Genomic DNA, 12,230 nt, shown 5'->3' with positions numbered 1-12,230 from the left:
GTTGTTCCTTCGGTTCGGCGGTGGGGGCTCGGTTCGCTCAGTCGCCGAGTCGCGCACCTGTCGTGGGCGAGAAGTAGTGCAGGCGAGCCCGGTCCGGTGCCAGCCGGATCACCTCGCCCTTGGCCGGGGAGACGGAGTCGCCGACGCGCGCGACGATGTCGTGTCCGCCGAGTTCGCCGTCGCGGACGATGCGCCCGTAGATGTAGGCGTCCGCGCCGAGTTCCTCGACCACATCGACCTTCACCGTGGTGCCCTGGTCGGACACGGTCCACGCCTCCGGGCGGACACCGACGACGACCCGGCCGGTGTCCAGGGCGCCCAGCACCGACCGCTCGATCGGCGTCGACAGCGAACCGATCCGGGCGGCGCTGTTCACGACGTCGACCTCGAACAGGTTCATGGCCGGCGACCCGATGAACCCGGCGACGAAGCTGTTGACCGGCTTCTCGTACAGCGTCTTCGGGCTCGCGCACTGCTGCAGGATGCCCGCTTTCATGACCGCCACACGGTCGCCCATGGTCATGGCCTCCACCTGATCGTGGGTGACGTACACGGTGGTGGTGCCCAGCCGGCGCTGCAACAGCGAGATCTGGGTGCGGGTCTGCACCCGCAGTTTCGCGTCGAGGTTCGACAGCGGTTCGTCCATGAGGAACACCTGCGGGTCGCGGACGATCGCCCGGCCCATCGCGACACGCTGGCGCTGCCCACCGGAGAGTGCCTTCGGCTTGCGGTTCAGGTAGTCGCCGAGATCGAGGATCTTCGCGGCCTCCTCGACGCGGCGGCCGATCTCACTCTTGTCCATGCCGGCGATCTCGAGGGCGAAGCCCATGTTCTTCGCGACCGTCATGTGGGGGTACAGCGCGTAGTTCTGGAACACCATCGCGATGTCCCGTTCCTTCGGTGCGAGGGCGGTGACGTCGCGTTCGCCGATGCGGATGGCACCGTAGTCGACGTTCTCGAGACCGGCCAGCATCCGCAGCGACGTCGACTTGCCGCACCCGGAGGGGCCGACGAGGACGAGGAATTCGCCGTCCTCGATGTCGAGGTTCAGCGAATCGACGGCCGGCACATCGGAACCGGGGTACATCTTGGTGGCTGCGTCGTACGTGACTCGTGCCATGGTGTTCTCCTGGTCGTGGAAGGGGATCTCAGAGTCGGTGTGCCGAGCCCGACGGCTCGGCGTGCAGGAACTGGGGGACCGGCAGGCCGGCGGTGTCGGCGCGTCGGGCGACGTTCTCGACGACGGCGTCGATCCGGTCGGCCGGAACGAGGGCGATCGCGGAGCCGCCGAAGCCGCCACCGGTCATCCGCGCACCCCAGGCGCCGGCCTCGAGGGCGGCCTCGACGGCGGAGTCGAGTTCGACGGAGCTGACCTCGTAGTCGTCGCGCAACGAGGCGTGCGAGCGGTTCAGGGCGTCGCCGATGTCGGTGATCCGGCCGCGGTCGAGCAGGTCGGCGACCTCCCGGACGCGATGGATCTCGCCGAGCACGTGCCGGACCCGCTGCGCTGCCGGGGAACTCAGCGCCGCGACGGCCGCGTCGACGTCGGCGACGTCGCGCAGGGTGGCGACGCCGAGGTCGGCGCAGGCCTTCTCGACGGTGGCGCGCCGGTTGCCGTACTGGCCGTCGACCAGCCGGTGCGGCGCGTTGGTGTCGATGACGACCAGTCGGGCGCCTGCGGCGTCGAAGTCGAGTGGAACGTGCCGGGTCGCGCCGCCGCGGCAGTCGAGGAGCAGGGCGTGGCCGGGGCGGGCGAGCATCGCGACCGACTGGTCCATGCCGCCGGTGGACGCGCCGGCGATCTCGTTCTCCGCGAGGATGGACGCGGTGATCAGTTGTCGGCGGCCGGAGTCGTCCGTGGGCAGGCCGGCGAGGTCGGCGACGGCGAGCGCGAACGCGCACTCGAGCGCGGCCGAACTCGACAGCCCGGAGCCGACGGGGACCGTCGAATGCACCGCCACGTCGAAACCGGTTCCCGCCGTGAGATGTCCGGACCGGCGTAGCGCCCACACCACCCCGGCGACGTACGCGGCCCAGCCGGCCGGGTGGCCCGGGGCGACGTCGTCGAGCGGACCGTGCCAGGACTCGCCGGTGTGCGTGGACACGGCGTGCAGGATCCCGTCGTCGCGTACTCGGACGGCGACGACGGTCACGTAGGGGAGGGCGAACGGCAGTACCAGTCCGCCGGCGTAGTCGACGTGCTCACCGATGAGGTTGACCCGGCCTGGTGCAGTCCAGACGCCGTCCGCGGCGCCGCCGAACGTGCTGCGGAACATCGCCTCGGCGGTACCTGCGACCGCGTCGGGGTCGACGGGGGTGACCCACTGCGGCGCACTCACGACGCCACCTCCCGCAGCCGGTCGGCGATGCGCTCGGGGGTGGTGTCGTTGACCCACGCCCCCATCCCGGACTCGGATCCCGCCAGGTACTTCATCCGGCCGGGGGAACGCATCATCGAGAACAGTTGCAGGTGCAGGCGTCCGAGCGGACGGTCCTCTCCGACGGGCGCCTGGTGCCACGCGGCGATGTAGGGCACGGCGTCGACGCCGTCGAAGAACCGGTCGACCCGGCGCAGCAGTTCGAGATAGACGTGGGCGAGTTCGTCGCGCTCGTCGTCGGACAGTTCGGTGAGGTCACGGACGTCGCGGTGCGGTGCGAGATGCACCTCCAGCGGCCAGCGCGAGGCGGCGGGAACGTATGCGGTCCAGTGCTCGGCGGCCAGGACCACGCGCCTGCCGGATCGTGTTTCGGCGTCGAGGACATCGGCGAGCAGTAGTCGCCCGGTGCTCTCGAAGTGCTCGCGGGAGCGCCGGATCAGCGCGTCCGTGCGGGGCGGCAGGTACGGGTAGGCGTAGATCTGCCCGTGCGGATGGGTCAGGGTGACGCCGATTTCCTTGCCCCGGTTCTCGAAGCAGAACACCTGCCGGACCCCCGGCAGCGCCGACAGGTCGGCGGTGCGGTCGGCCCAGACGTCGACGACGGTGCGGACCCGGTCGACGTTCAGGGTGGAGAACGCGGCATCCGGGTTGCTGGTGAAGCACACGACCTCGCACCTGCCCGCCCCCGGTGCCAACGGCCACAACGCTTCTCCGTCGACGCAGTCCGGAAGGTCCTGCTCGGCGGCGCCCGTCGCCAGCGACGGGAAGCGGTTCTCGAACACCACCACGTCGTAGTCGTCGGCCGGAATCTCCGTGGGCGCCTTGCCCGGCATGCTCGGGGCGAGCGGCGACGCGTCCGGCGGCGGCAGGAACGTGCGGTCCATCCGCTGGGCGGCGATGACCACCCACTCCCCGGTGAGCACGTCGAAGCGCATCTGCGACTGCGACACCGCCGGCGGCAGCGGCCGTGAATCCACCAACTCGCGGGTGGCGCCGCCCGACACATACGGCTCGGAGTCGTCGAAGTAGATCAGTTCGCGGCCGTCCGCGAGGGTCGTCCGGGTCTTGCGCATCCGGAGCCGTGTGCCGGTCTCCCGCGCCTCCTGTTCGTCACGCACGGTCATCGACGAGTCCTTCCCGGTTCTCCCGTGTCACCACGAGATCGCCGACGTGGTCGGCAAGAGATTCCTGGGCGGCGCGCTCGAGCCCGGCGTCGGTGATGAGGATGTCGACGTCGGACAGCGGGATCGTGTTCGCCAACGCGGTCACACCCCACTTCGTGTGGTCGGCGAGCACCACGACCCGCCGCGACGACGCGACGAGCGCCTGATTGGTCTGTGCTTCCATCAAATTGGGGCAGGTAAGTCCCGAGTCGATCCCCATCCCGTGCGTCCCCAGGAACAGCATGTCCACGTGGATGCCGCGCAGCGCGGCGACCGTGAGCGGCCCGACCAGAGCGAAGGACGGCGTGCGCTGACCACCGGTCAGGAGGATGGTCTGGTCGTCGCGGCCACCCTCGTGGAACGCGTCGGCGACGGGCAGCGAATTGGTGACGACGGTGATGTCGGGGACGTCGAGGAGTTCGCGGGCGAGGGCGTGCGTGGTGGTGCCGCCGGAGATGCCCACCGACGTGCCCGGGCGCACCAGCCGGGCGGCGGCGCGGGCGATGGCCTGCTTGGCCTCGCGGTCGAGTTCGGACTTCGCCGAGAACCCCGGTTCGTGCACACTCGCCGACCGCGGCAGGGTGACCCCGCCGTGCACCCGCTCGACGAGACCCTGCTCGACGAGTTCGTTGATGTCGCGCCGGATGGTCATGTCGGAGACCCCGAGTGTCGCGCCGAGGTCGACGACCTTCACCGCACCGCGGGAGGTGACCTCGTCGAGGATCACCTGCTGGCGCTGACGAGCGAGCATCATGCGTCCGCCTTTCGGGTCCGGGCGCCGGTGTCGGCGCTGTCTTCGCGAATCACAGCACAGCTGCCGGGTTCCAGCGTGAGCGGTCCGTCGACCACCCGTTCGGTGACGAGGTCGGTGCCGGACACCTCGACGGTCACCTTCTCGGTCGTGTGGTTGAGGACGAACAGCCACGACCCGTTCTCGCCCCGCCTGCGCACGATCTCCACGTCGGCGTGCTGCCCAGCGTGGAGGTCGAGACCGGCTGCGGCGCAGATCGCTTCGGCGATCCTCGTCCAGCTCTGCGTGTCGGGGACGGTGGCGAGATACCAGGCGGCGCCGTCGCCGACCGGACGCCGGGTGAGGGCGGGCACACCCTGGAGGTGCCCCTCGGTGTGGCGGGCGAGTACCTCCACGTCCTCGGACACCGTCAGATACTCGGTCCAGATGCGGGCCGCAGTGCCGTCGTCGAGGGCGACGGTCTCGTCCGCGCCGAGCGGGAAGAACTCCTCGGTGCGGACACCCAGCAGGTCGCGGAACGCCCCGGGGTAGCCGCCGAGCCGGATGTGATCGTCGCGGTCCGCGATCCCGGAGAATGCGGTGACCAGCACCTGGGCGCCGGCGCGGGCCGCGGCCTCGATGCGCGCGGCGTCCTCGTCGCTGCACAGGTACACGGCCGGAACGACCACCACGGCGTACCGGCTCAGGTCGGCGTACCGGCTCAGGTCGGCGTCCGCGGGGATCACGTCACACGTGACGCCGGAGAAGGCGTGGTGGGCGCGTTCGGCGATCGCCATGGGCTGCATCAACCGGGACGGGTGCCCGTCCTGCTCGCACGCCCACTGCGACTCCCAGTCGAACAACACACCCACCGGGGCCTCGACGCGGCTGCCGGCCACCGGTTCGAGGCGGCGCAGCACGGCGCCGAGCTGGACGACTTCCCGCCATCGCGCGGAGTCGGTGCCCGCGTGCGGAACCAGGGCGGAATGGAACTTCTCCGCACCCGCGTCGGATGCGCGGAACTGGAAGAAGGCGATACCGTCCGCGCCGCGGGCGACGTGGGCGAGAGAGTTGCGCAGCATCTCTCCGGGTGTCTTCGCCCGGTTGACCGGCTGCCAGTTGACGGCGCTCGTCGAATGTTCCATCAGCAGCCACGGCCGTGAGCCGGCGATACCGCGCGTCAGGTCGGCCGAGAACGACAGCCGGTGGTGGGTGGCGCCGTCGCCCGTCGCCGGCCCCACCAGGTAGTGGTCGGTGGACACCAGGTCCTGTTCGGGTGCCCACTGCGCGTAGTTCATGTCGCCGGCGAGCGACTGCGGTGAGCCCATGCCCACCATGAAGTTGGTGGTGACCGGGATGTCGGGGGTGATGCGCCGCAGCACCTCCCGCTCGGCGAGGTACTGGTCGAGGAGGGCGTCCGAGCAGAACCGGCGCCAGTCCAGCAGATGCGTGGGATTGCCGAACGTCGTGCTCGCGGCGGGCGGCACCACTTCGTTCCAGTCGCTGTAGTGCTGGCTCCAGAACGTCGTGCCCCACGCCCGGTTGAGTTCGGTGAGGTCGCCGTAGCGACGTTGCAGCCACCGCCGGAACGCCCGCGCGCTGTCGGGGGAGTAGCAGCGTGAGTTGTGGCAGCCGAGTTCGTTCGACACGTGCCAGAGCGCGAGTGCGGGGTGGCCGCCGTATCGGGTGGCCATCTTCTCGACGAGGACGAGGGAGCGGTCGCGGTAGATCGGGGAACTCGGGCTCCACGTCTGCCTGCTGCCGATCTCGTACCGGTAGCCACGCTCGTCCACGGGCCGGACCTCGGGATGCGCGGTCGTGAGCCACGGCGGTGGGGACGCGGTCGCGGTGGCCAGGTCGACGCGGACGCCGCCGTCGTGCAGGAGGTCGAGGACGCGGTCGAGCCAGCCGAAATCCCACGTGTCCGGAGTGGGCTGGAGCCGGGCCCAGGAGAAGACGCCGACGGTGGCGAAGTCGACACAAGCCTCGCGCATGAGTTCGACGTCGCGTTGCCAGACCTCTTCCGGCCACTGCTCGGGGTTGTAGTCACCGCCGAAGGAAATGCCCCGGGTCGGCCACCGCAGGTGCCGCCCGCCGGAATCGCTCGCTGTGTGCATACTCACAATCTGTCCGATCCCTGTTCAAAAGTCAACACGAATGAACATTTCTGCACTTACGCAGGTGAAAGCGCTTCTGGTTGGTTGACAATGCGCGGTGCGGCGTGATTTTGTAACCTGCATCACGTAAGTGCGTGAGGCGACAGCACCCGAAAGTGATCGAAGTTGTTCGATTTTCGATCAGGTGGTGAGCGACTCCGACCACCCCGGTACTCAATCGAAAAGGGCACCATGAACCGAAACGAGCTGCCGCACCCGTGGCAACCCTCCCGGCGCACCTTTCTCAAGGCCGCGCTCGGCGCCGCGGGCGCCCTGTCGACGGCGGGCCTGCTGTCCGGGTGCACGAGCGGTGTCGACCCCCACGTGATCACCCTCGGATCGCGGCTGTCGGACAAGAACGCCAAACTCGGCGTCCAGGACGTCGTCGGGATGTTCCAGCAGCAAACCGGCGGCGCCGTGCGGATCAACTCCGTCGACTCCACCTCGTTCCAGGAGAACGTCAACAACTACCTGCAGGGCACCCCGGACGACGTCTTCACCTGGATGTCGGGGTACCGCATGAAGTACTTCGCCGACAAGGGACTCGTCGACGACGTCAGCTCGGTGTGGCAAGCGCACGGCAGCGGCTTCAGCGACAGTTTCCGCGAGGCGTCCACCGGAACCGACGGCCGGCAGTACCTGATCCCGTTCTTCTACTACCCGTGGGCCGTGTTCTACCGTCCCAGCCTCTGGCAGCAGCGCGGCTACGCGCCGCCGAAGACGTTCGACGAATGGGTGACCCTGTCCAAGCGCATGCAGGCCGACGGACTCACCCCGATCGGATTCGGCGTCCGCGACGGCTGGCCGCCGTTCGGCACGTTCGACTACCTCGACCTGCGCCTCAACGGTGTCGACTTCCACCGCTCCCTCCTCGCGGGCGACGTGAGCTGGACCGACAACCGCGTCCGGTCGGTGTTCGACACGTGGCGCGAGATCCTGCCGTTCCACCAGCCGCAACCGCTGGGCCGCAAGATGTCCGAGGCGCAGCAGGCACTCCTCAACAAGGAGGTCGGCATGCTGGTGGCCGGCATGTTCGTCGCACAGAGCTTCCCCGCGGGGCCAGACCGCGAGGATCTGGACTTCTTCGCGTTCCCCGAACTCGACTCCGCCGTCGGCACTTCGGCGGTGGAGGCGCCCATGGACGGATTCATGATGCGCAAGGACCCGCGCAACCTCGGTGGCGCGCAGCAGTTCCTCTCCTTCCTCACCGGCGCCGACGCCGCGGTCGCGTACGCGAAGCAGGACCCTCAGGCGATACCCGCGCACCGTGACGCCGATCTGTCGAGTTTCCCTCCGCTCGTGCAGAAGTCGGCCGCCCTCGTCCAGGGTGCGGGGTCCATCACCCAGTTCCTCGACCGGGACACCCGCCCCGACTTCGCGTCCGTCGTGATGATTCCGGCGATGCAGCAGTTCCTGGGCAACCCGAACGACGTCGACGGCCTGGTCCGCAGCATCGAGCGTCAGAAGGCGGCGGTGTTCGGGCAATGAGAGCACACGAGAAGACAACGACCACCATCACGGTCCCGACAGGTCAGGTGAATTCATGACCAGCACAGTTCCTCCCCAGGCCGGAGCCGAACCCAGGATCCCGGCGCCGAAGGTCCGGCGCAGCCGGGGTGACCGGTGGACCATCGCCGTCATGCTCGGGCTACCCGCCGCGATCGTGATCGGGCTGGTGTGGATTCCCACCGTGTTCACGGTGATCCTGTCGTTCGCACGCTGGGACGGCATCGGCGGCACGTCCACCATCGAGTGGATCGGCCCGCAGAACTACGTCGACGCCGTCCAGGCGTACCCACCGTTCCAGCAGGCCCTCCACAACAACGTCCTCTGGCTGGCGTTCCTGTTCGTCTTCCCGACGATCCTCGGCATCTTCCTCGCCGTCCTGCTCGACCGGGGCCTGAAGGGAAGCCGGCTGTACCAGAGCATCTTCTACATCCCCGTGGTGTTGTCGATGGCACTCGTCGGATTCGTGTGGCAGCTGATCTACTCCACCGACGGCGGCGTGCTCAACACCATCCTGGGTACGGACGTCGACTGGCTCGGCAACCCCGACGTCAACATCTGGGCCGTCATGGTCGCCGCGAGCTGGCGGCACACCGGCTACATCATGTTGCTGTACTTGGCCGGTCTCAAAGCCATCGACCCGTCGGTACGCGAAGCAGCCCTCATGGACGGCGCCGGCCCGATCCGCACGTTCTTCCGGATCGTGTTCCCCCTGATGAAGCCGACCAACCTGCTGATCATCGTCATCACCGTCATCGAGGCCCTGCGCGCCTTCGACCTCGTGTGGGTGATCAACAAGGGCCGCAACGGACTCGAACTCATCTCCGCCCTCGTCACCGCCAACGTCGTGGGCGAAGCGGGCCGGGTCGGATTCGGTTCGGCCCTGGCGACGATCATGCTCGTGATCTCGCTGGTGTTCATTGCCCTCTATCTCTGGATCGTGATGCGGAGCGACGACTGATGACCATGACGACACCCCTCGCCGACCACAGTGCGCCCGTCGACCGGCCCGGGCCCCGCAACAAGGCCGCGGTGGCCAACCGGCGCCGGCTGAGTACCGCGCACGCGGCGATATATCTCCTTCTCACGGCGCTGGCGTTGCTGTGGATCTTCCCGCTGCTGTGGGCGCTCTACAACTCGTTCCGCGACTACGACTACGTCCTCACCCACGGCTACCTGTCGGTCGGCGGTTTCACGCTCAGCAATTACACCGAGTCGTGGGAGGTCGGCGGAATCCCGCACTACTTCCTCAACTCGATGCTCATCACCATCCCGGCGGTGCTGCTGATCCTGTTCATCGGGTCGATGGCGGCGTTCGTGCTCGCCCGGTTCCCGTGGAAGTTCAACGTGATCATGCTGGCGGTGTTCATCGCGGGCAATCTGCTGCCGCAGCAGACGCTGCTGACCCCGTTGTTCCGGCTGTACAACGCGATTCCGTTGCCGTACTGGATGAGTTCGTCGGGCTCGCTCTACGACAGCTACTGGGGACTGATCCTGGTGCACGTCGCGTTCCAGACCGGGTTCTGCGTGTTCGTGCTGAGCAACTACATGAAGACGGTCCCGCCGGAACTGCTCGAGGCGGCGACGGTGGACGGCGCCGGGCTGTTCCGCCAGTACTGGCAGGTGGTGCTCCCACTGTGCCGTCCGGCCCTGGCCGCGCTCGCGACGCTCATGATCACCTGGATCTACAACGACTTCTTCTGGGCACTGGCGCTGATGGTCAGCGGCGACAAGCTGCCGGTCACCACCGCGCTGCAGAATCTGCAGGGCAGCTTCTTCACCGACACCAACCTGCTCGCCGCCGGATCGGTGCTCGTCGCATTGCCGACGGTGCTCGTATTCGTGGCGCTGCAGCGGCATTTCGTTTCCGGACTGACGATGGGAGCCAACAAGTGAGTGCAACTCCACCGCACGCGTACGTCCACCTCACCGCAGGCGGCGTGTCCATCGTGCTGGACCTCACCGGGGGACGGTTGCCGGCGATCGTGCACTGGGGTGCGGCGCTCGGCGACCTCGCCCTCGCCGACGTCGAAGCCCTGGCGCAGGCGAACATCGAGCCCCCGGCGGGCAACGTGGTCGATCTCCCGGTGCGGCTGTCGATACTCCCCGAACACCACACCGGGTGGGTGGGGAAGCCCGGGATCGCCGGGCACCGGGACGGCGCCGACTGGTCGCCGCTGTTCACGACCACCACGCTCACGGTCGACGGAGCCGAGCACCGGTCGGGACTCGTCGCGGTCGGTGCCGGCGCGGTCCGGGTCGCCGCGCAGGACACGGTGGCCGATCTCGGTCTGGTCCTCGACATCGAACTGCTGCCGAGCGGCCTCCTGAGGACGCGCGCCGAGGTCACGAACGAGGGCGACTCCTTCTACGTCCTCGACGACCTCCAGCTCGCGTTCCCGGTCCCACCGCAGGCCCGCGAGATCCTCGACTTCGCGGGCCGGTGGGGGAAGGAACGGATCCCGCAGCGCCGTGAACTGACCGTCGGCATCCACGAACGCGAAGGACGGAAGGGACGCACCGGCCCGGACGCCGCGACGGTGCTCTCCGTCGGCGTGCCCGGATTCGGGTTCGGCCGCGGCGAAGTGTGGGGCACCCACGTCGCGTTCAGCGGCAACCACCGGCACTACGCCGAACGTCTCTTCACCGGTTTCCAGGTGGTCGGCGGCGGAGAACTACTCCTGCCGGGCGAGGTACGGCTCGCGGACGGCGAGAGCTACGAAACGCCCTGGGTCTACGGCGCCTACGGCGACGGCCTCGACGACCAGGCGCATCGCTTCCACGACTACCTCCGGTCCCGCCCCACGCACCCGCGGCGCGCGCGCCCGGTCACGATCAACGTGTGGGAGGCCGTCTACTTCGACCACGACCTGGCCCGGTTGACGGACCTGGCGGATCGCGCGGCGAAGCTCGGCGTCGAGCGTTACGTGCTCGACGACGGCTGGTTCAGGTACCGGCGCAACGATCTGGCGGGCCTCGGGGACTGGCACGTCGACGAAACGGTGTGGCCGAACGGCCTGCATCCGCTCGTCGATCACGTGCGTTCCCTCGGCATGGAGTTCGGCCTGTGGTTCGAACCGGAGATGATCAACCTCGATTCCGACCTCGCCCGGGAGCATCCCGAGTGGGTCATGGCGACCGGCGGGCGCACGCCCGTGCCGTCGCGGAACCAGCAGGTGCTCAATCTGGGGATCCCCGAGGCGTACGACCACATCCTCGAGCGGATGTCCGCGATTCTCACCGAGTACGACATCGCCTACATCAAGTGGGACCACAACCGCGACCTGATCGACGCCGGTACCGCACCGCACGGCCGCGCCGGCGTCCACGACCAGACCCTTGCGACGTACCGGCTGATGGACGAACTGAAGCGCCGCTTCCCCGGACTGGAGATCGAATCCTGCTCGTCGGGCGGAGCGCGGGTGGACCTCGGCATCCTCGAGCGCACCGACCGCGTCTGGGTCTCGGACTGCATCGATCCGCTCGAGCGTCAGCAGATGAACCGGTGGACGATGCAGCTGCTTCCCCCCGAACTGCTGGGCTCGCACATCGCGTCCGGAATCTCCCATACGACGGGCCGGTACCACCGCCTGTCGTTCCGGGCGGGGACGGCGCTGTACGGGCACCTCGGGATCGAGTGGGATCTCGCGACCGCCACCGACGACGAGAACGCACAGCTCGCGGTGTGGATCGACCTGTACAAGCGGCACCGGGAACTCCTGCACACCGGAACGATGGTGCGGGCCGACGAGATCGACCCGACCCTGCTCGTCTACGGTGCGGTCGCAGCGGACCGGGCGGAGGCGCTGTTCTTCCTCGCGTACGTGGGGCGCTCCGAGGTGTCACCGCGGGGCAGGTTCACGCTGCCCGGGCTCGACCCCGACCGGCGCTATCGGGTGCGTCCCGTCTTCGCCGGTGCACCGGACGAGGGCCTGAAACCGCCCGCGTGGTTCGACGTACAGCCACCGGGTGGACGAGCCGACGGACTGTCCGCGGGGAGCGAGGTACTCGGCGTCTCGATGACGGGCCGGGCCCTCGCGGTCGTGGGTCTGCAGACACCCGCGTCCTTTCCCGACGACGTGGTCGTGCTCTCGGTCACCGCGGAGGCGTAGCCGCAGCACCAGGTGGGCAGGATTCACCCTGGGGTAGGTAGCCGGTGCCCCCGCAGCGCGGCACCATGGTCTTCACCAGTCGGCAAAAGTTGAACCGCAGGAGGTAAGTCAACACTCGAAAACGCCACATGAAGAGAACACCTCACCGGAACCCGAACCCGGTGAGGTGTTTTCGTCTGTTCCGC

Annotated in this window: 9 protein-coding genes; 4 read left to right on the top strand and 5 right to left on the bottom strand. The window is 68.5% G+C overall.

All coding sequences use genetic code 11. From position 1 onward, the window contains the following. Positions 1-37 precede the first annotated feature (37 nt). The 5 genes from HGB39_RS30920 to HGB39_RS30900 are packed head-to-tail and all read right to left on the bottom strand — an operon-like array spanning position 38 to position 6,388. Positions 38-1,120 (bottom strand): ABC transporter ATP-binding protein, encoded by a 1,083-nt coding sequence (locus HGB39_RS30920; RefSeq protein WP_064080340.1) that lies wholly within the window; start codon positions 1,118-1,120, stop codon positions 38-40. Between the two features lie 28 nt (positions 1,121-1,148). After that, positions 1,149-2,339, bottom strand: coding sequence for a galactokinase (gene galK / locus HGB39_RS30915; RefSeq protein WP_005574310.1), 1,191 nt, complete (start codon positions 2,337-2,339; stop codon positions 1,149-1,151). Further along, positions 2,336-3,502: a galactose-1-phosphate uridylyltransferase gene (galT, locus tag HGB39_RS30910; protein ID WP_005256763.1), complete on the bottom strand. Its 1,167-nt coding sequence runs from the start codon at positions 3,500-3,502 to the stop codon at positions 2,336-2,338. Before galT ends, galK begins: the two co-directional genes overlap by 4 nt. Continuing rightward, positions 3,489-4,295 (bottom strand): DeoR/GlpR family DNA-binding transcription regulator, encoded by an 807-nt coding sequence (locus HGB39_RS30905; RefSeq protein ID WP_005574314.1) that lies wholly within the window; start codon positions 4,293-4,295, stop codon positions 3,489-3,491. The genes galT and HGB39_RS30905 overlap by 14 nt, the downstream gene beginning before the upstream one ends. After that, positions 4,292-6,388, bottom strand: coding sequence for a beta-galactosidase (locus HGB39_RS30900; RefSeq protein ID WP_005574316.1), 2,097 nt, complete (start codon positions 6,386-6,388; stop codon positions 4,292-4,294). The genes HGB39_RS30905 and HGB39_RS30900 overlap by 4 nt, the downstream gene beginning before the upstream one ends. Positions 6,389-6,619: 231 nt before the next feature. On the opposite strand from HGB39_RS30900, the gene HGB39_RS30895 reads away from it, so the two are divergent. Genes HGB39_RS30895 through HGB39_RS30880 form a run of 4 tightly spaced genes read left to right on the top strand, consistent with a single transcriptional unit; the run spans position 6,620 to position 12,045 of the window. After that, positions 6,620-7,915, top strand: a complete 1,296-nt coding sequence (locus tag HGB39_RS30895; RefSeq protein WP_005256767.1) for an ABC transporter substrate-binding protein — start codon at positions 6,620-6,622, stop codon at positions 7,913-7,915. A gap of 55 nt (positions 7,916-7,970) precedes the next feature. After that, on the top strand, positions 7,971-8,894 hold the full coding sequence (locus HGB39_RS30890; protein WP_005574318.1) for a carbohydrate ABC transporter permease: 924 nt from the start codon (positions 7,971-7,973) through the stop codon (positions 8,892-8,894). Beyond that, positions 8,894-9,829: a carbohydrate ABC transporter permease gene (locus HGB39_RS30885; protein ID WP_005256772.1), complete on the top strand. Its 936-nt coding sequence runs from the start codon at positions 8,894-8,896 to the stop codon at positions 9,827-9,829. The genes HGB39_RS30890 and HGB39_RS30885 overlap by 1 nt, the downstream gene beginning before the upstream one ends. Next, a complete protein-coding gene (locus tag HGB39_RS30880; protein WP_005574321.1) occupies positions 9,826-12,045 on the top strand; it encodes an alpha-galactosidase in 2,220 nt (739 codons plus the stop codon). The genes HGB39_RS30885 and HGB39_RS30880 overlap by 4 nt, the downstream gene beginning before the upstream one ends. Positions 12,046-12,230: the final 185 nt, after the last annotated feature.

Source organism: Rhodococcus opacus, from assembly GCF_012396235.1.
Lineage (GTDB): Bacteria > Actinomycetota > Actinomycetes > Mycobacteriales > Mycobacteriaceae > Rhodococcus_F > Rhodococcus_F opacus.
The sequence above is the reverse complement of the archived record's forward strand: the minus strand, read 5'-3'. Positions and strand labels throughout refer to the sequence as shown.